Raw genomic sequence first — 23506 nt, 5'->3', positions numbered from 1 at the left:
TACAATTATTTTCCGCCCACTGTATGAGCGACCCAAGCCATAGTATCCGGCGTCGTCGAGCGCGGGAAAGCACCGGCTCGGCGATGTACACCGTCCTCGGGTTTGCGGTGTTGACGGCACCCTTTGCCCTGTTGGCCCAAGCGGGTCTTTCCGACCCGGGCCAGTCAGCCCTCTTGGGACTGGAAGTCTTCCTTGCCTTGGTGATCGTTGTGGCGCTGAACGGTGCCTTTGTCGCGGCGGAGACGGCCATCGACCTCCTTCGGGCTTCGCACCTCAAGTCGTTTGCCGGCGACGAGGCGGTAACGCGGTCCCTCACCGACCTCTTGGAGAACAAGCCGCAGTACATCGCGACCTGCTTCTTGGGCTCGCAGACGATGCGCTTCTGGGTCTATGTGGTCTGCATCGTCCCGGCCCTGGCTTTCGAGCCCTGGGTCGCGGCGCGGACGGGTTTGGAGACAGGCTGGCCCTCGGTGGTCGTCGCCTGCATGGCGATCGGCATTGTGGCGATCGCCCTGAACGTGGTCGTGGAACTTGTCGCCCGCACTTATGCCGTGACCAACCCGGTCATGACCTCGATGCGCTTGCGCCGCATGGTCGGCGTCTTCGCGTGGATCTTCTCTGTCCCGGGCGGGCTGGCGACCGCGATCGGCTCGCTCCTCACTCGCCGCTTCGGGGCGAAGGCGTCGTTCTCGACCGTGAACCAGGCGGAGGAGGAGATCAAGGAGATCCTCGTCACCGCGGAGGAGACGGGCGAGATCGAGGGCACCGAGAAGGAGATGCTGCACTCCGTCTTCGAGTTCGGCGACACCGTCGCCCGGGAGATCATGACCCCTCGTGTGGACCTGGACGCGGTGCCGGTCGAGACCCCGCTGAGCGAGGTCGCGATCCTGATCGACGAGTCTGGCCACTCGCGCATCCCCGTCTACGAAGGCACAGACGACCAGATCGTCGGCATCGTGCATGCGAAAGACATCTTAAAGGCTCTGGTGCACAACGGCAAGCAAGAGTTGCGGCACATCATGCGCCCGGCCGTCCACGTTCCCGAGAACAAGAACCTCCACGACCTTCTCCAGGAGCTGCGGGCCGCCCGGTCGCAGATGGTGATCGTCCAGGACGAGTTCGGCGGCACGGCGGGCGTGGTCACAATCGAAGACATCGTCGAGGAGGTCGTCGGCGAGATCATCGACGAGTACGACCCCGAGGAGCTGCCCATCGTCCAGAACGGCATCGGCTACGTGGTGGGCGGCAAACTTAACCTCTTCGACCTGAACGACGAGATCGGCACCGCCTTCCTCAGCGAGGAGTTCGACACGATCGGCGGTTATGTCTTCGGACTGTTCGGGCGTCAGCCGGCCAAGGGCGAGGCCATCGAGGAGAGCGGATACCGGTTCACGGTCGAAGACACGGACGGACGCCGCATCCTGGCAATCCGGCTCGAGCCCGTGGAAGAGGGTTCTGTTCAGGAAGGCGTCGCCGTCTCGTGACCCGCGAGCCGCTCGGCTTCCGCCTCGACCTCGAGCATGGCCTTTTCGAAGGCGAGCCTCGCCTCTTCTAGCGCGGCTTCGTCGGCGTCCCGCGGAATGCGGTGCGGCTCTCCGAAGACCATCACGCAACGGGCGAAGGGCTTCGGCACCATGTAGCGGTCCCAAGTCGGCGCGAGCCACCGGCGCTCGGCCGAGACGCCGACCGGCACGATCGGCACCCCCGCCTTCTTCGCCATGACGATGATGCCGGGCTGGACGACGTGGGTCGGCCCCCGGGGGCCGTCCGGGGTGAACGCCATCGTCGCGCCTTGCTTCAGGACGCGGATGCTCTCCGCCGCCGCCCTGGCCCCTCCGCGCCCGGTCGAGCCGCGGATGGTGCGGAATCCAAAGCCGGAGAAGATGATGTTCTGCATGTCCCCGTCCTTGCTCTGGCTGATGATCGTCCAGACTCCCTTGCCCCGGAAAAGCACCGCCGCCGTGAAGGTCGTCCCGTGCCAGCCGGAAAAGATCTTGCCGCCCGGCAAGGCCTCGACGTCCTCGTACCCCACCGTGCGGATCTTCCAGGTGGATCCCAGGAGCCGGGCCAAGCGCAGGATGAGCGGCCCCAGGACGTAGGGCCGCACGTTGCGCCAGTGCTGCTTCAACGCAGCAGCCCCTTCGCGCGGGCGGCGTCGCTGGCTGGGTGGAACTCGAATTGCTCTCGCAGCTCGCGGACGTGGGCCCCCGCCTCGTCCGCGCCCATCTCCACCAGGTTAAGCAGGGCGAAGGGCCGCTGGCTCTCGCCTTCCGGCTCGGCCAGCACGCTCTCGTAGAGAGAGCGGCGCAGAATCGGGTCGCTAAGCTCGGAGGCGAGCCGCATGCGGCGGATGGGGGAGAGGAACCGCAGCCCCTGCGCCCTCGCGAGGTCGGCGAGCGCCGCCGCGCGTTCTGCTTCCGGGACGGCTTCGACCAGGCGCGCCCGGATCTGGGCTTCGTGGGCGGTCTCGCCCATGGAGTGGAGCGCTTCCGCGAGTTCGCGCAGGGCGCGTGGGTCGTCGGGGTGCTCGGCGAGGTGGGCTTCGGCCGCGCGCAGGACGGCGCCGGGGCCCCGGTCGCCCATGCGGTCGAGCGTCTCATAGCCGAATTGGAGCCGCGCCTGCTCCGGGGCGCGCATCACGAGGCTGGCCACCAGCCCGAAGAAAAACCCGGCCAGGTGCGACCAGAACGCGGTGACGGGGAAGCCGCCGATGGCCACGAACGCGCCCACCGCCTGCAGCACCACCCAAGCGAGGGTCACCGCGCCGACCGTCACCGTGACCCGGGGGGCGAGCGGAACGCGGCGGTGCATGTAGCGGATCGCCGCATAGCCGGCGATCCCCGCGATGGCGCCGCTCGCGCCGACCAGGGGGGTGTTCGCTCCCAGGCTCGCCATGATGCCTTGGTGGGCCAGGACCCCGGCCGCCCCGCCGCCCAAGAAGATCGCGAGCAAGCCCCAGTGGCCCGCCGCGGACTCCACCCGAGGGCCGACCGCCGCCAGGAACACCATGTTGCCGAGCAGGTGGACCAGGTTCGCATGAACGAAGAGGCACGTGAGGGCGGCAGCCAGGCTGGGGCGCGCGGGCAGGTAGGCGAGCCGCTCGGTCGACCCCGGGTCGAAGACGCCCAAGAACGCCACAGCAAGGCAGGCAAAGACCAAGGCGATGGTCGCCCAGGGGACGGCGAGGCGAGGGCTGGTCATTGACGATTTACGGTCTACGAATTACGGTTACGCGTTCTCGTAGACGTCTTCGGGAATCTCGACATTGATGTAAGTCTCTTTGACGTCGTCGAGCTCTTCCAGGGCGTCGAGGAGTCGGACGACCTTCGGCAACACGGAAGCGTCCGGGGTCGCCATGTTGGTCGGGAGCCTTGTGACCTCGACGTCCTCGGTGGGGATGCCGGCCGCGTTAAGGGCGTCGTTGCAGGCGTGGAGGGCGCTGACTGGCGTCTCGATGGTCCAGTACTCGTCGTCATCACCGGTGACCTCGTCCGCCCCGGCGTCGATCGCGGCAAGCGTGAGGGTCTCCTCGTCCACGGCCGACTTCTTCACGCTGATCTGCCCCACCTGCTTGAACTGCCATGCGACGGACCCGTTCTCACCGAGCGCGCCACCGTGCTTGGTGAAAGCGTGGCGGAGCTCCCCGACCGTGCGGTTCCGGTTGTCCGAAAAGACCTCGACCATGAACGCGACCCCGCCAGGGCCGGTGCCTTCATAGAGGATCTCTTCGTAGTTGGTGCCTTCGCCGCCGCCTGCGCCCTTGGCGATGGCGCGGTCGATGTTGTCCTTCGGCACAGAGGCCGCCTTCGCCTTGTCAATCGCGACGCGCAATGTGGCGTTGATCGCGGGGTCGCCCCCACCGGACTTCGCTGCCACGATGATCTCCCGCGCCAGCTTCGTGAACAGCTTGCCGCGGATCGCGTCCTGCTTGCCTTTCCGCAGGCGAATGTTCTTCCATTTGCTATGCCCCGCCATAACCATCTCTATTTTGGCAGAGCTTGCCGTCCCGTCCTCTCCGCACGGGGCTAGCGAGATTGGCGGGTTCTTTCCCCGCGGCTTAGATCGCCTCGATATCGGACTTCCGGACGAGGACGACGAAGTTCGGCACAAAGTCGAGCTCGTCCTTGGTGAGGGCGCTCTTGCGGACCTCGCTCTCGTTCTCCCGGAACTTCTTGCGCATCCGGTCGGTGGCCTCGGTGTGGACGTCGCGATAGACGTCCGGCATAGAGGCGAAGTCGACCTTCACCGCGATCTCTTCGTCGTTGTAGTAGTTCTCGACGACGCCGGTCAGACCGCACATGTGGGGGTAAAGGCCCGCCTTGGCGTCCTCTGCGTTCATCGGCCGGTCCTTGACCCTGACGCGCGATCCCTCTGCGATACTCATTGCCTTGATGCTACCTAAGACGGCTCGGCCGGCTCGTCAGCCTCAGCCAGGGGCTGGGGCTGGCGGATGATCCACTGCCCCACCTGGTGCAACTCCTCTTGCTCGGCCTCCTGTTCTGGACCCGGTTCGGCCTCTTCGGCCGGCCCCGGTTCCTCGACCTCAGGCTCGACGGGCGGCCCCGACCAGTCCGCCTTCGGCGAATCGCGCAGGACGTTGGCCAGGACGCCGTTCACAAAGCGGTGGCTGGTCTCCGACCCGAAGCGCTTCGCCAGTTCGACGTATTCGTCAAGCGTGACCTTGGGCGGGACCTCGGGCCGGTGCCAAAGCTCGACGCAGGCCAGCAGGCAGAGGAGCTTGTCGGTCACGGCGAGCCGGTCTAGCGCCCAGCCCGCCGCCAGGTGCGGCTTGAAGAGGTCGGTGAACTCGTCAGGGGCGGTCGCCGCGCGCAGAAAGACGTCCCGGCAGAACTCGCTCGTCTCTGGCGCCAGCTCGGCCCCGTCCAGGGCGGTGGCGAGGGCGTCTTCCGGTTCGGCCATGCCGATCGTGACCGCATAGAGGGCTTGGAAGGCCGCGCGCCGCGCGAACCTTCGGGAGCGTATGGGAGCGGCCTCAGACTTCAACCGGAGCCTCGGTGAGGAAGCGGTCGACGAACCCCGTGTCCACGTTCCCGGACCGGTAGTCCGCGTCCGCCACCAGCCTGCGAAGGAAGGGGATGTTGGTCTGGATGCCCTCGACCTCGAACTCTTGCAGCGCGACCGCGAGCAGCCGCACCGCTTCCGCCCTGTCTTTCCCCTTCACGATGAGCTTGGCGATCATGGGGTCGTAGAACGGCGCGACGATGAAGCCCGTGCTGACGTGGGTATCGAGGCGGACGCCGCCGAAGCCGGGCGGGTTCCACTTCGTGATCTTCCCGGTGGACGGGGCAAAGTCTTTGTCGGGGTCTTGGGCAGTGATCCGCGCTTCGATGGCGTGGCCCCGGATGGCGACGTCGCCTTGGGTGAAGTCGAGGGGCTCCCCTGCGGCGATGCGGATCTGCCACTGGACGAGGTCGAACCCGGTCACCTCTTCGGTGACTCCGTGCTCCACCTGGATCCGCGTGTTCATCTCAAGGAAGTAGAACTTTCCGTCTTGGTCGAGCAGGAACTCCATGGTGCCCGCGTTCGAGTAGCCGACCGTCCGCGCCACTCGCACCGCCGCTTCACCCATCTCCCTACGCTGGCTTTCCGTGATGAAGGCGCAGGGCGCCTCTTCCACAATCTTCTGGTGCCGGCGGTTCTGGATCGAGCACTCGCGCTCGCCCAGGTAGACCAGCCGCCCGTGCTCGTCGCCGAGGACCTGGATCTCCACGTGACGGGGCTGCACCACGCACTTCTCGATGATCATCCCGGCGTCGCCGAAGCTCGCCTGGGCTTCCTGCCGCGCCATGTCCCAGTTGCGCACGAGCTCGTCGGCCGAGTTCACGCGGCGGATGCCACGGCCACCGCCCCCCGCGCACGCCTTCATCACGACGGGGTAGCCGATCTCGGCGGCGATGCGGGCCGCCTCCGACTCTCCTTCCACCACGCCGTCAGAGCCCGGGACGACCGGGCAGTCCGCCCGGACCGCGGCCTCCTTGGCCGAGGCTTTGTCGCCCATGGCGCGGATCGCCTCGACCGAAGGGCCGATGAACTTGAGGCCCATAACCGCGACCTCCTCCGCGAAACGGTCGTTCTCGCTGAAGTATCCGAAGCCGGGGTGGACGGCGTCGCAACCCGTGATCTCGGCGGCCATGAGCACGTTCGGGGCGTTCAGGTAGCTCTCGACGTTGGTGCCAGGACCGATGCAGACGCTCTCGTCGGCCATCGAGACATGGCGACTGTCCGCGTCCGCCTGGGAGTAGATCGACACGGCCTTGACCCCCAGCATATGGCAGGCGCGGATAACTCGGCAGGCGATCTCGCCGCGGTTGGCGACCAGTACTTTCTTGAACATCAGTAGCTCTCGTGACCTTTATGGGGACAGCCGACCCTTCCTGTCGCGGGGTCGTAGTCGTAGCGCTCGCCGCCGACCGGGCAATGGACGAGGTCGGAGCCCAAGCGAAGGTCTTCCAGGCTCGCCGGCGCGCTGTTCTCGACCGGGTCGGTATTGACTTGCACGGCCTGGCGGCATTGGCTCAGCTGGGTGCGGCAGACGGCGTCCTTCGCCGCGTACCGGCTCTGGCCGACCAGGGTCGCGCCCTTGCCGTCCGGCCGTTTGTTCTCCGGGGTTCCGCCGAAGAGGCTCGTCAAGGATCCGCTTCCCACCGCGAAGACGACGGCCAGGACGACGACGATCAGGCCCGCCACCAAGACGCCGACCATGCTGGAGCCGCGCCGCATCAGGAAGGTCTCACCTTGAGGAGCGGCTTGCCGAACTCGACCGCTTGGCCCTTCTCGGCGAAGACCTCGACGACCTCGCCTTCCACGGGCGAAACGACATCGTTTGCGAGGCCGAGCGCGACGATCTCGGCGATCACCTGGCCCTTCTCGACCTTCTGCCCGACCGCCACCGGCTCCTTGCGCCAGTCGAAATAGCCCACGACCGGGGCCGTCACATCGACCTCCTCCGGACCTGTCGGGACGGTCACGGCGGCCACCGCGTCGGGGGACCGCTTCTTCGGCGCCGAGCGGGGCAAGACGGCGGAAAAGTCGCTCGATCCGATCTTCAGGCGAACCTGGCGAAGGCCATGCTTCTGGGCCGTCCGAAGAAGCCCTCGGATCGCCTCTTCGTCCAAGCCGGGCATCCGACCATTTTACCGTCCAGATCAAATGCCGGTCGCCAACCTCGCGGGAATACGGGGTTCCCGGTAAAGCATCCGTGGAACACCTGTGATAACGGCTTGGAGGCGTACGCCTCGTGACAGGGTGGGAACATGGCGATCGGACTTGGGTTACTCGAAACTTCCGCGGTCAAAGAAATGGCCAATGTCGGGCTCGGACACGCGACGACATCGCTCGCCGACCTGACCGGGCGTCCGTTCAACATGGACATTCCCGAGGTCTTCACCCTGGACGGGACCGACACCTCGAAGCTGGGCGATGACCCCGATGCGGTCGCGATGGCGACCTATGTGCCTTTCGGGGGCGAGATAACTGGTACGACCGCCTTCATCTTCCCCTGGGAGAGTTCTTGCGCTCTCTGGGAGATGCTCCTGGGGCAAAGCCCGGCGAGCCCGGCCGAGATCGACGAATTTTACGCCTCCACCGCCTTGGAGATCGGCAACATCCTCTGCGGGAGCTTCTTAAGAGCCATCTCTGATATGACCCAGGTCGAGCTTCACGCAGAGCCCCCGCTGGTCTCCGTCGAGACGCTCGGCGCGATCAGTTCGAGCATGCTGGCCCAGGCCGAGTCTGAGTGTCTGACCGCGCTCGCGATCGAGACCAGTCTTTTCAGCACGGACGTGCCGCTCGTGAAGGGCACGTTCCTCTGCTTCCCTTCCCAGTCCGGCCTTGCCGTCATCATGCGGCGCCTGGGGATCCCGGAGGCCGCCTAGTGGCGGTGGCAGCGAGCGTCATGGTGGGAATGGCCGACCTCCAGGTATCCGATCGGCCGATCATCTACTCCTGCCTAGGTTTGGGAAGTTGCATCGGGTTGCTGGCCTATGACCCGACGAGCCGCGTCTCCGCGATGGTGCACATCATGCTCCCGGAGGCGTTCAAGGACAAGCCGGTGGACAAGCCGGGCAAGTTCGCGGACACCGGCTTGCCCGCTTTGGCCGAGGGGATGGCAAAGCTCGGTGCGGACATGAGCAAAGTCGTCGTCGCCTATGCGGGAGGCGCCCAAGTCTTCCGGGCCGGGAACGCCGACCCCAGTTCGACCAGCCGCTTGGACGTCGGCGCACGGAACTCTGTGGCCGTCGAAAAGTGGCTGCGCGAGGCTCGCTGGCGGGTCGTCGCCTTCGACGTGGGGGGCGGAACGGGCCGAACTATGATCGCAGACCTGACGACGGGGGTCGTAAAGGTCAAGACTATCCATAAGGGCGAACAGCAGCTTTGTTCGCTGAGGGTTTAGGGAGGGCACGCATGTCATCTACCATCACGCTCGAAGACATCGTCAAGCGGACACCCGACTTGCCGAGCCTGCCCGCCGCCGCCATGAAGGTCATGCGCGAAGCGGACAGCAGCACCAGCAACGCTCGGAGCATCGCGAACATCCTGGCTCAAGACCAGGCGCTGACGGCACGGGTGCTGCGCCTTGCGAACTCTGCCTACTACGGTCTGCAGCGCAAGGTCTCGAACCTCCAGGAGTCGGTGGTCGTGCTCGGTATGCGGTGCGTCCGCAACCTCTGCATGGTCGCGGCGACCTACCCCTGGATGAGCCGTAAACTCGACGGCTACAACCTCGGGCCGAAGGAGCTGTGGACGCACTCGTTCGGGACGGCCCTCGGCGCACAGCTCGCCGCCCAAGAGTGCAAGAAGTGCGACCCGGACCTCGCCTTTACCGCCGGCCTGTTGCACGACATCGGAAAGGTCGCGCTCAGCGTGTGGCTCGAGAACAAGAGCAATTTGATCGCGGAGTACAGCGCGAAGGCCAACGTCCCCTTTGACGAGGCGGAGCGCAAGATCCTGGGATATGACCACACCGAGGTCGGCGAGCATCTGGGCCGCCAATGGAACCTTCCTGACGAGATCGTCTCGGCGATCCGCTACCACCACGAGCCCGACGAGTGCCCCGAGCCTTCGGCCTTGGTGGACTGCGTCCACGTCGGCAACTTCCTTACACTTACGATGGGCTTCGGACTCGGCGGCGACGGACTTCTGTACCGAGTCTGCGAGGGCAGCTTCGAGCGGCTCGGCCTGAAGCCTGACGATCTCGATGCGCTGGCCGATACTTTTGTGGTGGGCTACGAGGAGTACGAGAAGCTGTTCGCGGAGCTGGCGAGGATATGAAGCTTAGAGTCCTCGTCGTCGACGATTCCCCCTTCATCCGCCGCATCCTGACCGACTGGATCAAGGCGGAAGACGACTTTGAGCTGGTCGGCACGGCCAACGACGGGGCCGAAGCGGTCGAAGCGGTCAAGAGGCTAAAGCCTGACGTCGTCACCATGGACGTCGAGATGCCCAAGATGGACGGCATCGCCGCCCTGAGGCGGATCATGCAAGAGTGTCCGACGCCTGTGATCATGGTGAGCAGCCTCACCACGGATGGGGCCGATGCCAGCGTCACTGCGCTGGAGGTCGGCGCGATCGACTTGCTGGCCAAACCGGGCGGCGGGTCGAGCCTCAAGTTTGTCCAGAGCAAGGCAGAACTGGTCCAGAAGCTGAAGGCGGCGAAGTACGTCCGCCTCCAGAAGACCGTGCGTACGACGCGCCCCGGGGTGGCTCCCAGTTTCAGCGGCAACGACGACCGCGTGCTTCTGGTCGCGAGTTCCACCGGCGGCCCGAAGGCGCTCGTCGCGTTCTTCCAGGGCATACCCTCGAATTTTCCGGCCCCGTGCCTCATCGTGCAGCACATGCCGGTCGGTTTCACGGCGAGCCTCGCCAGGCGGATCGACGCACTGGGCGGCATGGCCTGTAAAGAAGCCGAGGACGGCGACCGCCTCGCCCCCGGGCTCGCCTTGCTGGCGCCGGGCGGCAAACATATGACGGTGGACGCCGCCGGCCGCGTGTCGCTCGACGATCGCGCGCCGATCCACGGCGTGCGACCGGCCGCCGACATCATGTTTGAGTCTGCGGCGAAGGCTTTTGGCAAGCGGTGCTTCGGCGTTGTCTTCACCGGCATGGGCCGCGACGGCGCCCAGGGCGCTCTCGCCGTCCGACAAGCGGGCGGAAAGATGTTCGGCGAGTGCGAAGAGAGCTGTGTGGTCTATGGCATGCCGCGGGCTGCCAAGGAGATCGGCGGCATCGACCGCGAGGTGCACCTCGACGGGATGGCCGCGGAAGTCGTCGCTGAGTTCAGCGGGAGCGTGCGGCGTGCATCCTAAGGAAACCGACTGGTCCAGTTTCTACTCCAGGATCAAGAAGGCGACGGGCTTGGACCTGCACCAGTACAAGGCCAACCAGCTACAGCGGCGGACGCTCTCGATGGCGGAGAACCAAGGTTGCACAAACCTTGAAGAGTTTGGCGAATGGGTCGTTTCGAAAAAGGAGAACGTCGCCTGGTTCTTGGACAAACTCGCCATCAACGTTTCGGAGATGTTCCGCAATCCTGAAAAGTGGGAAGTCCTCCGTACGAAAGTGATCCCGAAACTGCTTGAGTCGAACTTGCGGCTGAAGTGTTGGAGCGCGGGGTGCAGCTATGGCGCGGAAGCCTATTCGCTCGCGATGACGCTCGACCTTGAGTTCGCCGGTGTCCACCAGATCATTGGCACGGACATCGACCAATCGGTGCTGGCCCAAGCGGCCGAAGGCTTCTTCACCCACGCGGACGTGAAGGGCGTCCCGAAACAGTACCGGGACAAGTACCTGGCCGAATGGGACGGAGGGTGGAAGGCTTGCGGAGACCTTAAGCGCTATCTAAAGTTCAAGAAGCACAACCTCTTAGCCGATCCCTTCGAAAGGAACTACGACTTAATCCTTTGCCGAAACGTCGTCATCTATTTCACGGACGAGGCGAAATCTGCGCTCTACGAGCGCTTCTTCAACGCTTTGCGGCCAGGTGGTTACCTGTTTGTAGGCAGTACGGAACGCATTTTCCGCTCAGAGGAAATTGGCTTCCAGAACAACCTGCCGTTTTTCTACCAGAAACCCGATAATGGAGTAAGCGAATGGCGAAACGCATCTTGATCACTGATGACGCCCTTTTTATGAGGGTGACGCTCAAAAACATCCTCACCCAAAACGGGTTTGAGGTGGTTGGAGAGGCGGCGAACGGAAACGAGGCCGTCAAGCTCTACGACGAGTTGAAGCCCGACCTTGTCACCATGGACATTACGATGCCGGAAATGGACGGTCTAGAGGCGTTGCGCCAGATCCGCGCCAAGGATCCCGGCGCGAAGGTCGTGATGTGCACCGCCATGGGCCAGAAGAACATGGTCGTCGAAGCCATCCAGTCCGGGGCGAAAGACTTCATCGTCAAGCCGTTCCAGGCGGAAAGGGTCGTAGAGGCGATCACGAAGCAGCTGGCCGCTTAGGGCGATGAAAGTCGAATACGTCCTTCCATTCGTCCAGGCGGGCATCAGCGTCGTCCAGACGCTGCTCCAGGTTGCTCCCGAGAGGGGGCAGCTTAAGGCACGCCCGCAGGTCTTCACGACCCAACAGGTGAACATCGTCTGTGGCATCACGGGCGATATCGAGGGCCAGGTGATCTATGGCATGACGATCGTCTGCGCGGACAAGATCGCGTCGCTGATGCTAGGGGCGCCCGTCGTCACGTTCGACCAGCTTGCCGCGTCCGCCATCGCCGAGCTCGGCAACATGATCAGCGGCAACGCGATGACGCTCCTCGCCGCGCAGGGCTTCACCTGTGACATCACGCCGCCGACCATCGTCAAAGGCACGAACGTCAACATTTCGACGCTAGACATCCCCGCGCTCGTCATCCCGATCAAGGTCGGCGACGTGGGCGAGATCGAGATCAATGTCTCGCTGAAGGAGCGGATCCTGGAAGCGGCCGCCTAGCGGCTCAAACCCGGATCCGCCCCGAAAGCACGGTGGTGGCCGCTCCCACGAGGGTGACGCGGTCGCCCGCCAGCCGAACTCCGACCCGGCCCCCACGGCCCGATGCCTGGTAGCCCGTCATCTCGTTCCTCTTGAGGATCGGGGACCAGAACGGGGCCAAGGCGCAGTGCGCCGAACCCGTGACCGCGTCTTCGTTGATGCCGACCCGGGGCGCGAAGACGCGGCTGACGAAGTCAACGCCAGGCGTCTCGGACCGCGCCGTGACGACCAGTCCGAGCAGCCCCATGCCGGAGACCGTCGGAGGATCCGGCTTGATGTGCCGGACGCGCTCTTCGTTTGAGAGCATGGCGAACCACATTCGCGGCGTTTTCCCAAACCAGACCGGGTTCGCGCCGAGCATCGGTGCGAGGTCGAACGGGGGGTCGGCCTCGACCGGCGGCTCCGCAGGAAAGTCCATCTCGATCTGGCCCTCGCGGAGCTCGCAGACCAGGCGGCCGCTTTTGGTGTTGAAGACGATCGGGGTCGCCGCCGTCTCAGCCCCCGCTTCCCAGAGGGCGTGGGCGGAGGCCAGGGTGGCGTGGCCGCAGAGGTCGACTTCTGTGCGGGGGGTGAACCACCTGAGGTTCCAGGAGTCGTTCTCCGGGTTCACGAATGCGGTCTCAGCCTGGTTCAGCTCGGCCGCGACCGCCTGCATCCAATCCTCGCTGGCGGGGGAGTCTAGGATGCAGACCCCGGCCGGGTTCCCCCGGAACTTGTCCTCGGCAAAGGCGTCCACCAAATAAATCGCGTGAGCCACCCGATGATTATACAGGTGGCCTTACTGCCCGAGACGCAAGACTTCGGTCGATCCGAAACCTGCGGGCGTAGACTATTTCAGAAAGATGCAGCGAAAGCGATTCCCCGGCCTCAACGCGGACGAGTACACCGCCGACACGGACAGGAAGGCGATGGCAGCCTTGGAACGGCTGCCCCTGCTGCCGCAGGTGCTGGGCAAGTTCCACGAGCTGGGTTGGGACCGCTGGATGTACTGCTACAACATGGCCGTTTCGGTTCGGTGCGGCCCCACCCAGTACGGGACTTTGTACGAGATCATGCGCGAGTGCTGCGCGATCTTGGACGTGCCGGAACCTGAGCTCTACATTTCCAACAATCCGTTCACGAACGCCTTCGCGGGCGGGGTCGAGCGCCCTTACATCACGGTCCGTAGTTCGATCGTCGACGCCCTGAGCGACGAACAGCTGTTCCACTTGATGGGCCATGAGCTCGGCCACATCAAGAGCGGCCACCTCCTGTTCCACTCGATCGCGGCCGTGATCTTCCCGTTGCTGGAAGCGATCGGGCGGCGGACGCTGGGCTTGGGGGACACGCTCGGCATCGGGCTGGCCCTCGCGTTCCTGGAGTGGTCGCGCCAGGCCGAGCTTTCTGCGGACCGCGCCGGGCTGCTCTGCGCCCAGGACTTCAACCTCAGCGCATCGGCCAACCTTTTGCTCACGGCCGGGCCCTCGCGGTTGAACAACGAGGCCAGCGTCGAAAGCTTCCTGGACCAATCGAGGGCTTACCAAGACATGAGCGCTCTGGACTCGATCGGCAAGGCCATCGTGTTCTTCTTCTACGGCTCGCGGATGACCCACCCCATGCCGGTCCACCGAACGAAGGAACTGGAGAAGTGGTACCTCTCCGGGGCTTACGAGCGGCTGGTCGAGCACGGGCAGGTCGCCGGACCGGTCTAGCGGTAAAGGCTGAGGGTCACGCCCATCGGAGCGGGGCCGAGGTCGTTCTCGCGCTGGTTAAACCGGGACGCCCCCTTACGCATCCCGACCGCCACAAGGTCGAACGACGTGAACTCCCAGGCGTCCTTGCTCCAGGTGCCCTGGCCGTAGACCGTCGCCTCATAGCCTCGGCTTCCGTCGTTCATCATCGCTTCCCCGCGGAACTCGATGGTGACGGTGCCGTCTGCCTCGGCGATGCGGCCCTTCGTGAGCACGGCTTTCTTCACGTCCTGCGGCCGCCACTCCGGCGCTTGGCCCCGGACATTGTCGACCAGCATCTCGCGCCAGATCCTGCCGACGACCGCCTCGTCCACCACTTCGACTTCGGAGCCCTCGGGCACGAACGGGTAGCCCGTCTCCAGACCGATCCACTTCTCGTTCCACGCCCACTGGGTGAACCCGATCCAGGGGTCGCCGCTCCTGTCCCTGTCTTCGTGCCTCGCTCCGCTGTCGTCGCCGTCGCCTCGCGGCAGGTCGCGCATGTTGACCCGCAGGACGAACCCGCCTTCCACCTCCGGTGGCATGGTGGTTTTCACCGCAGGCACCGGTTTCCCGGCATATCCCTTCTCCTCGCGCAGCTTTTCCCAGCGGGCGAGGGCCCTGCGAAGGCGGGCTTGCATGTCGGCCGGGTCCGAAGAAGCGGCGAACCTCCCCTCCAGATACTCTGCGTTCGGCCCGATCATGTAGACGCCCTGCTTCGTCCCGGGATGGTTCCAGTCGCCCTTGGGCATGGACTCGCCGAACTTCTTGAAGAACAGGTGGGCGGGGTCGTTCTGCACCCGCGCCAGGTTGCCGGAGTCCTCCGGATAGAGCATGTAGACCTCGTCCGCGACGGTGACGAACTCTCGGCTAAGTTTTTGGATCTCGGGGTCTGACCAGACCTCTTGGCGTCCACGGACGCCGTTGTTTCACGTGCAGCCGAGCGGGTGGCCGTTCATCGTCCAGAAGAGGATAGGCCGCCCGAGTTTCCTCGCCTCTTCGACTGCGGGCCAGAACTTGTTACGCCAGCCGACCAGCTTGTAGGCCTGCTCCTTCTCGCTCGGCTGGATGAAGGCGAGCCAGCGCCTGAAACTGTCCCGGTCAGGGGCTTCCTGCGCGGTGCCGAGGGCGAGGGCGGCAAGCCATGCGACCATGCCGTTATTATGAAGGTCTAGGATTCGCGTTTTGCGCGCTCTTCGACGACGGCGCGCTCCATGCGAGTGTCTGGCACGAGCCAGAGCAGGGCCGGCACGATGATGAGACCGACGCTCACCCACGTCTGGACCAGCGAGCAGGCGATGGCCAGCGCATAGCAGAGCAGCGAGACGCGGCCCTTGAAGTCGTTGCCGAGCGCCCGGGCAAAGGCGGACTCGCGCCCGTGGCTCCGGACGAGGGTGTTCTGCAAGATCGAGTAGGCAATCCCGCAAAGGAGCAACAAGGTGGCGTAAACCGCCACACTTTCCGGTGAATAGGTGCTGTGCCCCATCCATGCGGTGGCGAAGGGCACGAGCGAGAGCCAGAACAAAAGGTGCATGTTCGCCCAAAGCACGCGCCCGTCCACTCTATGCACGGCCTGGAGCATGTGGTGGTGGTTGTTCCAGTAGATCGCGAGGAACACGAAGCTGAGGATGTAGCTGAAGAAGAACGGGGCGATCTCCCGCAGGGCAGAAAAGTCGCTCTGGGGCGGGATCTTCAGCTCCAGCACCATGATCGTGATGATGATGGCGAGCACCCCATCGCTGAACGCCTCCATACGGCTCTTTTGCACGGCTTGGGTGTTTACCAAAAAAGGCGGGGCTTTGGGAGCCCCGCCATGCAAGAGGACAGTCTTTCGACGCCGTGGCGTCCGCTTACTTCCGCTTTCTTCGGAGCAGCGCCAAAGCCGCCGCACCCACGAACGTGAGTGTGGCCGGCTCGGGCACGACCTCGACGCTGGCGTTCGTGGTGTCCGGGGCAAAGTCGCTGATCTGGCTGTTCTGGCCGGTGCCGACGCGGGGCCAGAGGTTCCAGGTGTACTTGTCGGGGGAAAGCCCGAGCGTGGGGAACTCGCTCGCGGCCACGGTGAAGCTCAGGCGGTTGCCCGAGATGAGCACCGAGCCCGGGTCGAAGTTGGTCTGTCCGCCACCGACGATACGGTTGACCGTGGCAGACCCGTCCGGCCGCATCAAGAGGACGCTGTCGAACTTGATCTGCTCGGTCTGCGGCAGGTCCGGGAAGAACCGGGCGGTCCCTTGGCCGCGGTCCAGCCCCCAGATGTAGAGCGCGCCTTGGGTCAAACCGATGTTGGCCGCCATCTCCGCGTGGAAGATGAAGCTCGTGCCGTCGTATTGGACGCTGGCGCTTGTCACGTCGACGTCGCCCGCCTGCGGGCCGGTGTAGGTGGGGATGAAGTCCCCGACCGGGTCGGTGATGGCCGACGCCGATCCGGCGAGGGCGAGAAGGGTGGCTAGAGTTGAAACCTTGACAATTTTCATAGCAGACGACCTCAGGGTCGCTAGCTTCGATGCAGGAGACGGGGCCTTACGTTACGCGTCCCCGCCCCGCATGAAAACTGTTCAGGTTCGCACTTCATAACGAATCCGGGTATACGGGCCGCGATGGATTTTCTGCTGTTCTACGACGTCTCCGACGACTATCTGGAGCGCCGGGGCGAGTTCCGCGAGTCGCACCTGGACTATGCCTGGCGTGCGCACCTGGCCGGCACGCTGCAGATGGGCGGGGCGCTCGCAGACCCGGCCGACCAGGCCGTCCTCTTCTTCCGGGCGGAGTCCGCCGCCGTCGTCGAAGAGTTCGCCCAAGGCGACCCCTATGTCACGGGTGGCCTCGTCAAGGAGTGGCGGGTGCGCGTGTGGAAGACCACGGTCGGCACGGAGAGCGCAGACCCGTTGCGCCCGGACGGCTTCCCTCCCTTCGTGACCAGCGTCGCCCCCGTCCTGCTCGTTCGCAACGTGGTCGAGGCGGCAAAGTTCTGGGAAGAAAAGCTCGGCTTTGCCGCGGAGCTTTTCAACGAGCCGCCGACCTTTGGGATGGTGAGGAGGGGAGGCGCTACCGTGATGCTGGCCCAGGTGCCGCACGGCGCGGCCATCACCCCCAACTGGAAGATCGCGGGAAAGACCAACAACGCCTATATCTGGGTGGACGACGCCCGCGCGATGTACGCGGAGGTGCAAAAGAAAGGGGCGCCGATCGACTTCACGCTTTACGACACCCCTTGGGGCACGAGGGAGTTCGGGGTCCAAGACCTGGAGGGGCACGACATTGCCTTCGGCCAGGTCTTGAGGAAGAGAGGCTAGGGGGTGACCAGGCGCTCGCCGGCGGGCCGGACGAACGGGTCCGAGAACCGGGGGTCCGTCAGCAGGCCTTGGTCGGTGAGCGTCTTGAGGAACGCCACCAGCGCATCCTTTTGCTGCTGGGTGAGGTTGAGCCTTCGCGGTTGGCCGTTCCCTCCCCGCATGATGGGGTCGAGGTTCGGGTTGTTCTGAACGCCGCTGTTATAGAACTCGACCACCTGTTGGAGAGTCGAGAACCGGCCGTCGTGCATGAAGGCGCCGCGGAGCTCGACGCTTCGCAGCGACGGCACCTTGAACCGGCCGCCGTCCGGTGTGACCGCGTCCAGCCCGTTGTTGCGCGCTTGGGTCGCGATCTGCCCGTTCGCGACATGGCAGCGGTTGCACTGGCCGGGGCCTTGGAAGATGTTGAGGCCGTTGAGCTCTTGGGCCGTGAAGACGCCCTGGAAGTTCGGCTGGCCGTTCGCGTTGAAGGCGGTGTCGAACTTCGAGCGATAGGAGACGAGGGAGCGGACGAACTGGGCCATCGCCAGGGACATCTTGCCGCTGGTGACTTCCGGCGAGCCGAAGGCGGCTTGGAAGAGCGGCTTGTAGTAGGGCAGGGCCTGGACGCGGGACACTGCTTCCGGAACGGTCAGATCCATCTCGACCTCGTTCTGGATGGGCATCAGCACCTGGATCTCCAGGGAGGCCGCGCGCTCGTCCCAGAAGAACCTCCCGTTGCGATAGAACCTGGCGTCGGCCAAGCCCATCGAGTGGCGGTTCGTAAGGCCGCCGTTCAGGCCACGGCTGAACCGCTCGGGGTCGCTGAAGCCGCTCTTCTGCTGGTGGCCGCTCCCGCACGAGACCTTGCCGTTGCGCGAAAGCTGGGTCTCATAGAAGAGCACGCGGCCGAGGGTCGCGCCCGCATCGGTGATGGGGTTGTTGGCCGGAGTGTTGTCGTCGATCAGAAGGCTGCCCGGCACCCCGGGGCCGAGGATGTGGGCTGGGTAGCGCACGCCTGCGTCGCTATAGACATAGGGCGTTTGAGGCAGGCGCGGATAGGCGATCGACTGCACTTGGGTCGAGGCCACGATCCACGGCACCGCAGCGGCAGCGAGGACGAGAGTCCGCTGGACGATATTCATCTGAACATTTCCTCCCTTCCTGGGCCAAACGGCTCAGTGCCGGGATGTTACCGAGGGCTCGTGAGGAATTTGTGAGGGAGGGGCCCTTCCTGTCAGAATGACGCAATGTCCACCCGCTCGCACGGTCTGAGCCCGGAGCTCCATGACTACCTGGTCCAGCACACGGTCGAGGAGACCGACCTTCAGCGCCGCCTCCGCGAGGAGACGAGGGCTGGCGGTTTCGACGCGGACATGCAAATCGCGCCCGAGCAAGGCCAGTTCTTCCGGTTCCTGGTGCAGGCCCTTGGCGTGAAGAAGGCGCTCGAGGTGGGGACGTTCACCGGATACTCCTCGCTGGCGGTGGCGATGGCGCTTCCCGAGGACGGCCACATCGACTGCTGCGACCTGAGCGAAGAGTTCACATCCGTGGCCAAGCGCTATTGGGAGGAGGCAGGGGTCGCGGGCAAGGTCACCCTGCGCCTTGGCCCCGGGCTCGACACGCTGGACCGGATGATCGCGAGCGGGGCGAGCGGCCACTACGACTTCGCCTTCATCGACTCGGAGAAGGAGGGCTACCCCGGCTACTACGATCGCTGCATGCGGCTCTTGCGCGTGGGGGGCGTGCTCTGCTTCGACAACGCGATCGCAGACGGGCGCGTGGCCGACCCGAAGAACTCGGAGCCTAACGTGGTCGCGATCCGGGAGACGAACCGAATAGCCTTCGCCGACCCCAAGGCGCTTGCGACTTTGGTGCCGATCGGCGACGGCCTCACCATGGTCCTCAAGTTAAAGGACTGACCGGCCTAGGGGTTCATTGTGGGCTTGGGGCCCTTGCCGTCCAGCCAAAGGAGCAGGCCGGCCCAGTACTGGCGTTGCTGGTCCCAAGAGGCGAAGCCTTGCTTATAGCGCCCCGCGTTGCCCCATGGAGAACGTCAGCGCCGCAAGGATCGCTATGATCGCGATGCTCGTCAGGATTTCGACGAGCGTGAAACCGTACCGGGCGCACGGGGTTCGACCCACAAGCGAATAGTACAGCCGTGGCCCCCTAAACGGGACTAAATACCCATTGCCCTAAGGCTCGAACGCGTTCTCTTCGCCGTCCCAACGTGGAGACAATCTTTGGGGAACCGGCGGTATCCTTCCTTACGATCGTGTGGCCACCCAAAGGCGTTGCGGACGTGTCGTCCCGCCTGAGGATGCCGGCCCGGTCCGCCTGGCCCGCGTGGAGGCCATAAGGAACAGCCTTGAGCCGAAGAGCAAAACCCCAGAAACGCGCCGTCAACCTGGCCGCCCCGCCAGAGCGCATCGAAATCGTCGTCAACTGCGCCAGCCGCGAGACCCGCATCGCCGTGCTGGAAGACGGCCAGCTTATGGAGTACCGCGTCGAGCGGGAAGAGCGCGTCGTCGGCAGCATCTTCAAGGGCATCGTCCAGAACGTGCTCCCCGGCATGGACGCCGCGTTCGTCGACATCGGGCTCGAGCGCAACGCCTTTCTTTACGTCGCAGACATCATTCCGGACGACATGGGCGACAACAGCCCGGCCAGCGTTCGCCGAAGCGAGCTTCGGCGCCGCAAGATCAAGGAACTCATCAAGCCCGGTCAGGAACTCATGGTGCAGGTGACCAAAGGGCCGCGCGGCACCAAGGGCGCCCGCGTCACCACCCGCATCAGCCTGCCTGGCCGCTACGTGGTCGTGATGCCGGAAGGCAACCACGTGGGCGTCAGCCGCAAGATCGAGGACCGCAAGGAACGTGAGCGCCTGAGAAAGATCGGCGAGAAGATCCTGCCCGAGGGCTTTGGGCTCATCCTCCGCACGGAGTGCGAGGGCCGCACCGAGACCGAGCTCAAGAACGACGTCGCCTTCCTGCAGCAGCTTTGGGGCCAGGTGCTCGAAGCGGCCAAGCGCCTCCGCGCCCCCGCCGTCGTCCACCGCGACCAAACCCTTCTCTACCGCACGATCCGCGACGTTTTCGGCGACGAGATCGACAAGCTCGTGATCGACGACCCCGAGGAGTACGAGAAGGTCTCGCTTGTCGCAAGCATCGTCGCGCCGAAGCTGCGCGACCGCATTTTCCTCTACGACCGCGAGGAGCCGATCTTCGACCACTACGGCATAGAGAAGGAACTGGACCGCTTGCTGGAGCACAAGGTCTGGCTCAAGAGCGGCGGCTACTTGGTCGTCGACGAGACGGAGGCGCTCACCGCGATCGACATCAACACGGGCAAGGCGGTCGGCACCACGAGCTTGAACGAGACGATCCTTAAGACGAACTTGGAAGCGGCGGACGAGGTCTGCCGCCAGCTTCGGTTGCGGGACATGGGCGGCATCATCGTCATCGACTTCATCGATTTGGACGAGGCGGCCGACCGCAAGAAGCTGGGCGATTACTTTGAGAAGATCCTTGCCCGCGACCGGGCGCGCACCCGGGTCGGGAAGATCAGCTCGCTCGGGCTGATCGAGATCACGCGCAAGCGGACCGGCGAGAGCGTCACCGAGGCCATCACGAACATCTGCCCGACGTGCGAAGGGCGCGGGCGCATCGCGAGCAGCGACACCGTCGCGCTTTGGATCGAGCGCGAGATGCGGCGCAAGCTCAACGAGAGCGGCAACGCGTTCTACGTCGAATGCCACCCGGCCGTGGTCGAGAGCCTGATCGGGGCGGACGGCGAGGCGATCGAGGAACTCGAGCACGAACTCAAGCGGGGGCTTTACATCCGCGCCAACCCGGACTACGACTTCGAAGACTTCGAGATCGAGACGGGCAACATGGAGGAGATGGACCGGCGGCACATGGGGTTCCGCCGCGCCCAGGTTTTGGAGTGCAACGTGCGCCGTTCTGCGCTGGACCAAGCGGGCAAGGTCATCGGCTGGACCGACACGGGCTACTACGTCGAGCTGCTCGACGGCGCGAGCCATGTCGGCGGGCGCGTGAAGGTGGTGTTGCAAGACATCCGCCGGGCGTTCGCGGTCGCGGACGTGATCTTGGCCGGAAGGTGACTCAGAAAAACGGGGTGTCCTCTTTTCTTACATTTTTCTTACGGGCGCACCCTAAAGAGGTCGCCGGGACGTCCCGTCATACCTACTAGCAACAATAAGCCTTGGCAGTTTAAGGGCAAGACGGGGGCGACCCCGATCACGCAAAGCCACGGGTCTCACGCAGACAGCCGGGTTGCCTCGCAAAGGATAGATTGAAGGAGGCTTATGAAAATTTCGCTGGAACAACTGGAAAAAGTCGCGGCCAACGGGCCGCGAGTCACCCCCACCGAGAACGAGGTGGACACGGCAGTGATCAAACTAACGGACGCGGACCTCATCGCCGCCGTCACGCGAAGAGTGGCGGAAACGCCCGACCGTGATGACATGGTCGCCGAACTGAAGGCGCGCATCGAAGCCGGCACGTACAACGTGTCGGGCGACGACATCGTGGACGCGATGATCCGGCGCGGCAAGGCTGACCGGATCCGGTGAGGCGGGGTTGGTTCGGGTGGGCGTGCGCGAGCCCGCTAACCCGAACCAACCCGAACTAACCTGAACGCCCCTCAACACCTCTTGAACCTTCGGTACAGCTCGCCTTTCGGGAGCACGTAGGTGATCGGGCGGCCGTGAGGGCAGAAATAGGGGTTCTCCGTCTCTGCGAGTTGGTGCAGGAGGCGCTCCATCTCCGGGATCGCGAGCGGGTCGCCCGCTTTCACCGCCATCTTGCACGAGGCCATCGCAAAGACGTCGTCGCGCAGTTGCGAAAGGCAGCCTTGCCCCGCGCCGTCGACGAGCTCTTCCGCCATGTCCCGCAGCGCGGCCAAGGGCGAGCGCCCACGCCAAAGCGCCGGGACGGCGCGTACGACGAAGCTCTCTCCGCCGAACGGCTCTAGCTCGTAGCCGACCGCGCGAAGCTCGTCCAGCCTTTCCGCCAGACATTTTGCGCCGGCCGCGCCGACGTGGAGCGTTTCCGGCGCGACCAAGGCTTGGGTCTCTACGGCACCGCCGCCGCGCGTGTTGCGCAACCGCTCGAAGAGGATGCGCTCGTGGGCCACGTGCTGGTCGATGATCAGCACGCCCGTCGCGTTCTCGGCAAGGATGAAGGTGGCGTCGACTTGGCCGAAGACGCGCAGACCTTCCAGCAGGCCCGGCAGCGTGGCCGGGGCTGCCGCGTAGTCCAGGGCGGCCGTCCCGTTCACGGGCAAAAGCGGCTGCTGGGCGAGCAAAGAGAGCGCACCCAGGGCAGGCGCCCCTCCCGCCTCGATGCGCAAACCGGGGTCCGCGCCAAAGGGGAGCGGCCGGGCCGCGGTCAGGGCCTGGTTCACTTCAGCGACCTGCCCCAGGGTCGGGACCATGCCGTGCTCGAGCAAGGCGGACGTGACCGCCCGCCGGACGGCGTCAAAGACCGCCCCCTCTTGCTGGAAGCGCACCTCGCTCTTCGTCGGGGAAACGTTGATGTCCAGCCGGGCCGGGTCGGCGTCCACGAAGATCGCGGCGACGGGGAACCGCTTCTCCGGCGTCAAGGAGCGGAAGGCCTGGTCGAGCGCCGCTTGCAGCGTCCGCGACCGGACGGGCCGCCCGTTCACGAAGAACCATTGCTGGGAGCGTGTGGGCCGTGTGAAGTGGGGCGGGGCGACAAGGCCGCGCACGCGCACGCCGGAGGCCATCGCGTCCACCGGCACCAGGGCCTTGGCCACTTCCCGGCCCCAGACCTCGCCGAGAGCGGTGGCGGGGTCGCCAGAGCCGGAGGTCGCCACCAGGGTCTGCGCGCCGTGCTTCAGGACGAACCGCACGTCCGGCCGGGAGACGGCCGCTTTGCCGACCGCCTCGACGCAGGCGCCCAACTCGGTGCCGTCGGTCTTCAGGAACTTGAGCCGGGCCGGCGTCGAACCGAACAGCCGCTCGACCCGGACGGTCGTCCCCCTGGGGCCAGAAACCGGGTCGGGGCCGGCCAGCTTGCCGTCTTCCGCCACGACTTCGTAGCGCAACCCGTCCGTGGTGCCGGAGGCCAGGGTCAACCGGGCGACCGAGGCGATCGAGGGCAGGGCCTCTCCCCGGAAGCCGTAGCTTTCCACCCGCAAGAGGTCGGCGGCCCGACGGATCTTCGAGGTCGCATGCCGCTCCATGGCGAGCGGGATGGCCTCGGAAGGGATCCCGTGACCGTCGTCCGAGACCTCGATCAGGTTGCGCCCCGCCTCCTCGATCTCGATCTGGATCCGGGTGGCGCCCGCGTCCAGGGCGTTCTCGACCAGTTCCTTCACGACGCTGGCCGGGCGCTCCACGACCTCGCCCGCCGCGATCTGGTTGATCGTGTGGGGATCAAGGAGGCGGATCGGCTCGGGCATAAGCGACAGGGAGATTGGGTCAGGGCCGCCAACAGCGGTTGTGGCCAAAAAGCCAATTAGTGTAGCAGTCTAGACGGGCCC

General features: G+C 65.1%; 29 protein-coding genes and 1 riboswitch. Of the genes, 13 read left to right on the top strand and 16 right to left on the bottom strand.

What is annotated here, in order from left to right; genetic code table 11:
* Positions 1-23 precede the first annotated feature (23 nt).
* Complete coding sequence (locus tag KF733_01675) at positions 24-1484, top strand: HlyC/CorC family transporter (GenBank protein QYK56194.1); 1461 nt, start codon at positions 24-26, stop codon at positions 1482-1484.
* Here KF733_01675 and KF733_01670 read toward each other — a convergent pair.
* The 8 genes from KF733_01670 to KF733_01635 form a co-directional block, all read right to left on the bottom strand.
* Positions 1460-2128, bottom strand: a complete 669-nt coding sequence (locus KF733_01670) for a lysophospholipid acyltransferase family protein (protein ID QYK56193.1) — start codon at positions 2126-2128, stop codon at positions 1460-1462. The genes KF733_01675 and KF733_01670 overlap by 25 nt on opposite strands.
* On the bottom strand, positions 2125-3201 hold the full coding sequence (locus tag KF733_01665; protein QYK56192.1) for a rhomboid family intramembrane serine protease: 1077 nt from the start codon (positions 3199-3201) through the stop codon (positions 2125-2127). Before KF733_01665 ends, KF733_01670 begins: the two co-directional genes overlap by 4 nt.
* 27 nt (positions 3202-3228) lie before the next feature.
* Positions 3229-3975, bottom strand: a complete 747-nt coding sequence (locus KF733_01660) for a YebC/PmpR family DNA-binding transcriptional regulator (GenBank protein ID QYK56191.1) — start codon at positions 3973-3975, stop codon at positions 3229-3231.
* 82 nt (positions 3976-4057) lie between these two features.
* Positions 4058-4384 carry a hypothetical protein gene (locus KF733_01655; GenBank protein QYK56190.1) on the bottom strand — a complete coding sequence of 109 codons (327 nt, stop codon included), beginning with the start codon at positions 4382-4384 and terminating at the stop codon, positions 4058-4060.
* 14 nt (positions 4385-4398) lie between these two features.
* Positions 4399-5004, bottom strand: a complete 606-nt coding sequence (gene nusB / locus KF733_01650; GenBank protein QYK56189.1) for a transcription antitermination factor NusB — start codon at positions 5002-5004, stop codon at positions 4399-4401.
* Positions 4994-6355: an acetyl-CoA carboxylase biotin carboxylase subunit gene (gene accC, locus KF733_01645; protein QYK56188.1), complete on the bottom strand. Its 1362-nt coding sequence runs from the start codon at positions 6353-6355 to the stop codon at positions 4994-4996. The genes nusB and accC overlap by 11 nt, the downstream gene beginning before the upstream one ends.
* Positions 6355-6741 carry a hypothetical protein gene (locus KF733_01640; protein ID QYK56187.1) on the bottom strand — a complete coding sequence of 129 codons (387 nt, stop codon included), beginning with the start codon at positions 6739-6741 and terminating at the stop codon, positions 6355-6357. Before KF733_01640 ends, accC begins: the two co-directional genes overlap by 1 nt.
* The gene (locus KF733_01635) at positions 6741-7145 is read right to left on the bottom strand and encodes a hypothetical protein (GenBank protein QYK56186.1); all 405 of its coding nucleotides are present in this window, start codon (positions 7143-7145) and stop codon (positions 6741-6743) included. Before KF733_01635 ends, KF733_01640 begins: the two co-directional genes overlap by 1 nt.
* A 129-nt stretch (positions 7146-7274) precedes the next feature.
* Between KF733_01635 and KF733_01630 the strand changes: the two genes are divergently transcribed.
* From KF733_01630 to KF733_01600, 7 genes are read left to right on the top strand one after another with little or no spacing between them, the layout of a single operon-like run.
* A complete protein-coding gene (locus tag KF733_01630; GenBank protein QYK56185.1) occupies positions 7275-7895 on the top strand; it encodes a chemotaxis protein CheC in 621 nt (206 codons plus the stop codon).
* Positions 7896-7900: 5 nt separating this feature from the next.
* Positions 7901-8413 carry a chemotaxis protein CheD gene (locus KF733_01625; GenBank protein QYK56184.1) on the top strand — a complete coding sequence of 171 codons (513 nt, stop codon included), beginning with the start codon at positions 7901-7903 and terminating at the stop codon, positions 8411-8413.
* 11 nt (positions 8414-8424) lie between these two features.
* On the top strand, positions 8425-9291 hold the full coding sequence (locus KF733_01620) for an HDOD domain-containing protein (protein QYK56183.1): 867 nt from the start codon (positions 8425-8427) through the stop codon (positions 9289-9291).
* Positions 9288-10325 (top strand): chemotaxis response regulator protein-glutamate methylesterase, encoded by a 1038-nt coding sequence (locus KF733_01615; protein ID QYK56182.1) that lies wholly within the window; start codon positions 9288-9290, stop codon positions 10323-10325. The genes KF733_01620 and KF733_01615 overlap by 4 nt, the downstream gene beginning before the upstream one ends.
* Entirely contained in the window at positions 10315-11127 is an 813-nt protein-coding gene (locus KF733_01610; GenBank protein ID QYK56181.1) for a protein-glutamate O-methyltransferase CheR, read from the top strand. The genes KF733_01615 and KF733_01610 overlap by 11 nt, the downstream gene beginning before the upstream one ends.
* A complete protein-coding gene (locus tag KF733_01605; GenBank protein QYK56180.1) occupies positions 11109-11474 on the top strand; it encodes a response regulator in 366 nt (121 codons plus the stop codon). The genes KF733_01610 and KF733_01605 overlap by 19 nt, the downstream gene beginning before the upstream one ends.
* 4 nt (positions 11475-11478) lie before the next feature.
* Positions 11479-11961 carry a chemotaxis protein CheX gene (locus tag KF733_01600; GenBank protein QYK56179.1) on the top strand — a complete coding sequence of 161 codons (483 nt, stop codon included), beginning with the start codon at positions 11479-11481 and terminating at the stop codon, positions 11959-11961.
* Between the two features lie 4 nt (positions 11962-11965).
* Here the strand turns inward: KF733_01600 and KF733_01595 are convergent, their stop codons facing one another.
* The gene (locus KF733_01595; GenBank protein QYK56178.1) at positions 11966-12757 is read right to left on the bottom strand and encodes a PhzF family phenazine biosynthesis protein; all 792 of its coding nucleotides are present in this window, start codon (positions 12755-12757) and stop codon (positions 11966-11968) included.
* Between the two features lie 85 nt (positions 12758-12842).
* Between KF733_01595 and KF733_01590 the strand changes: the two genes are divergently transcribed.
* Positions 12843-13691, top strand: coding sequence for a M48 family metallopeptidase (locus tag KF733_01590; GenBank protein ID QYK56177.1), 849 nt, complete (start codon positions 12843-12845; stop codon positions 13689-13691).
* Here the strand turns inward: KF733_01590 and KF733_01585 are convergent.
* The 4 genes from KF733_01585 to KF733_01570 all read right to left on the bottom strand — a co-directional run bounded on the left by KF733_01585 (position 13688) and on the right by KF733_01570 (position 16183).
* Positions 13688-14545 (bottom strand): hypothetical protein, encoded by an 858-nt coding sequence (locus KF733_01585; protein QYK56176.1) that lies wholly within the window; start codon positions 14543-14545, stop codon positions 13688-13690. The genes KF733_01590 and KF733_01585 overlap by 4 nt on opposite strands.
* Before the next feature lie 93 nt (positions 14546-14638).
* On the bottom strand, positions 14639-14863 hold the full coding sequence (locus KF733_01580; protein QYK56175.1) for a hypothetical protein: 225 nt from the start codon (positions 14861-14863) through the stop codon (positions 14639-14641).
* Between the two features lie 17 nt (positions 14864-14880).
* Positions 14881-15477 carry a DUF1211 domain-containing protein gene (locus KF733_01575; protein ID QYK56174.1) on the bottom strand — a complete coding sequence of 199 codons (597 nt, stop codon included), beginning with the start codon at positions 15475-15477 and terminating at the stop codon, positions 14881-14883.
* Between the two features lie 82 nt (positions 15478-15559).
* Positions 15560-16183, bottom strand: a complete 624-nt coding sequence (locus KF733_01570; GenBank protein QYK56173.1) for a PEP-CTERM sorting domain-containing protein — start codon at positions 16181-16183, stop codon at positions 15560-15562.
* 123 nt (positions 16184-16306) lie between these two features.
* On the opposite strand from KF733_01570, the gene KF733_01565 reads away from it, so the two are divergent.
* A complete protein-coding gene (locus tag KF733_01565) occupies positions 16307-17002 on the top strand; it encodes a VOC family protein (GenBank protein ID QYK56172.1) in 696 nt (231 codons plus the stop codon).
* Here the strand turns inward: KF733_01565 and KF733_01560 are convergent.
* On the bottom strand, positions 16999-18123 hold the full coding sequence (locus KF733_01560) for a hypothetical protein (GenBank protein ID QYK56171.1): 1125 nt from the start codon (positions 18121-18123) through the stop codon (positions 16999-17001). The two genes, KF733_01565 and KF733_01560, sit on opposite strands and share 4 nt — an antisense overlap.
* Positions 18124-18228: 105 nt before the next feature.
* On the opposite strand from KF733_01560, the gene KF733_01555 reads away from it, so the two are divergent.
* On the top strand, positions 18229-18900 hold the full coding sequence (locus KF733_01555; GenBank protein QYK56170.1) for a class I SAM-dependent methyltransferase: 672 nt from the start codon (positions 18229-18231) through the stop codon (positions 18898-18900).
* Between the two features lie 102 nt (positions 18901-19002).
* Here KF733_01555 and KF733_01550 read toward each other — a convergent pair whose 3' ends face one another.
* Positions 19003-19122, bottom strand: a complete 120-nt coding sequence (locus KF733_01550) for a prepilin-type N-terminal cleavage/methylation domain-containing protein (protein ID QYK56169.1) — start codon at positions 19120-19122, stop codon at positions 19003-19005.
* Between the two features lie 224 nt (positions 19123-19346).
* Here KF733_01550 and KF733_01545 point away from each other — a divergent pair, with 224 nt between their 5' ends.
* Complete coding sequence (locus tag KF733_01545) at positions 19347-21101, top strand: Rne/Rng family ribonuclease (protein ID QYK56168.1); 1755 nt, start codon at positions 19347-19349, stop codon at positions 21099-21101.
* 104 nt (positions 21102-21205) lie between these two features.
* Positions 21206-21281, top strand: a riboswitch (cyclic di-GMP riboswitch).
* Positions 21282-21305: 24 nt separating this feature from the next.
* Positions 21306-21572 (top strand): flagellar biosynthesis anti-sigma factor FlgM, encoded by a 267-nt coding sequence (locus KF733_01540; GenBank protein QYK56167.1) that lies wholly within the window; start codon positions 21306-21308, stop codon positions 21570-21572.
* A gap of 71 nt (positions 21573-21643) precedes the next feature.
* Here the strand turns inward: KF733_01540 and mutL are convergent, their stop codons facing one another.
* Complete coding sequence (mutL, locus tag KF733_01535; GenBank protein ID QYK56166.1) at positions 21644-23425, bottom strand: DNA mismatch repair endonuclease MutL; 1782 nt, start codon at positions 23423-23425, stop codon at positions 21644-21646.
* Between the last annotated feature and the right edge of the window lie 81 nt (positions 23426-23506).

It is taken from the genome of Fimbriimonadaceae bacterium (genome assembly GCA_019454125.1).
GTDB lineage: Bacteria > Armatimonadota > Fimbriimonadia > Fimbriimonadales > Fimbriimonadaceae > JALHNM01.
This window is presented reverse-complemented; position numbering and strand designations above follow the sequence as displayed.

Bases quoted from the DNA above. Each gene is read 5' to 3' on its own strand.
- KF733_01540 (QYK56167.1), top strand. From the start codon at position 21,306: ATGAAAATTTCGCTGGAACAACTGGAAAAAGTCGCGGCCAACGGGCCG.
- KF733_01590 (QYK56177.1), top strand. From the start codon at position 12,843: ATGCAGCGAAAGCGATTCCCCGGCCTCAACGCGGACGAGTACACCGCC.
- KF733_01665 (QYK56192.1), bottom strand. From the start codon at position 3,201: ATGACCAGCCCTCGCCTCGCCGTCCCCTGGGCGACCATCGCCTTGGTC.
- accC (QYK56188.1), bottom strand. From the start codon at position 6,355: ATGTTCAAGAAAGTACTGGTCGCCAACCGCGGCGAGATCGCCTGCCGA.
- KF733_01605 (QYK56180.1), top strand. From the start codon at position 11,109: ATGGCGAAACGCATCTTGATCACTGATGACGCCCTTTTTATGAGGGTG.
- KF733_01580 (QYK56175.1), bottom strand. From the start codon at position 14,863: ATGGTCGCATGGCTTGCCGCCCTCGCCCTCGGCACCGCGCAGGAAGCC.
- KF733_01635 (QYK56186.1), bottom strand. From the start codon at position 7,145: ATGCCCGGCTTGGACGAAGAGGCGATCCGAGGGCTTCTTCGGACGGCC.
- KF733_01585 (QYK56176.1), bottom strand. From the start codon at position 14,545: ATGCTCTATCCGGAGGACTCCGGCAACCTGGCGCGGGTGCAGAACGAC.
- KF733_01600 (QYK56179.1), top strand. From the start codon at position 11,479: ATGAAAGTCGAATACGTCCTTCCATTCGTCCAGGCGGGCATCAGCGTC.
- KF733_01565 (QYK56172.1), top strand. From the start codon at position 16,307: ATGGATTTTCTGCTGTTCTACGACGTCTCCGACGACTATCTGGAGCGC.
- KF733_01615 (QYK56182.1), top strand. From the start codon at position 9,288: ATGAAGCTTAGAGTCCTCGTCGTCGACGATTCCCCCTTCATCCGCCGC.
- KF733_01555 (QYK56170.1), top strand. From the start codon at position 18,229: ATGTCCACCCGCTCGCACGGTCTGAGCCCGGAGCTCCATGACTACCTG.
- KF733_01570 (QYK56173.1), bottom strand. From the start codon at position 16,183: ATGAAAATTGTCAAGGTTTCAACTCTAGCCACCCTTCTCGCCCTCGCC.
- KF733_01640 (QYK56187.1), bottom strand. From the start codon at position 6,741: ATGCGGCGCGGCTCCAGCATGGTCGGCGTCTTGGTGGCGGGCCTGATC.
- KF733_01675 (QYK56194.1), top strand. From the start codon at position 24: ATGAGCGACCCAAGCCATAGTATCCGGCGTCGTCGAGCGCGGGAAAGC.
- KF733_01655 (QYK56190.1), bottom strand. From the start codon at position 4,384: ATGAGTATCGCAGAGGGATCGCGCGTCAGGGTCAAGGACCGGCCGATG.
- KF733_01630 (QYK56185.1), top strand. From the start codon at position 7,275: ATGGCGATCGGACTTGGGTTACTCGAAACTTCCGCGGTCAAAGAAATG.
- KF733_01560 (QYK56171.1), bottom strand. From the start codon at position 18,123: ATGAATATCGTCCAGCGGACTCTCGTCCTCGCTGCCGCTGCGGTGCCG.
- KF733_01660 (QYK56191.1), bottom strand. From the start codon at position 3,975: ATGGCGGGGCATAGCAAATGGAAGAACATTCGCCTGCGGAAAGGCAAG.
- KF733_01620 (QYK56183.1), top strand. From the start codon at position 8,425: ATGTCATCTACCATCACGCTCGAAGACATCGTCAAGCGGACACCCGAC.
- mutL (QYK56166.1), bottom strand. From the start codon at position 23,425: ATGCCCGAGCCGATCCGCCTCCTTGATCCCCACACGATCAACCAGATC.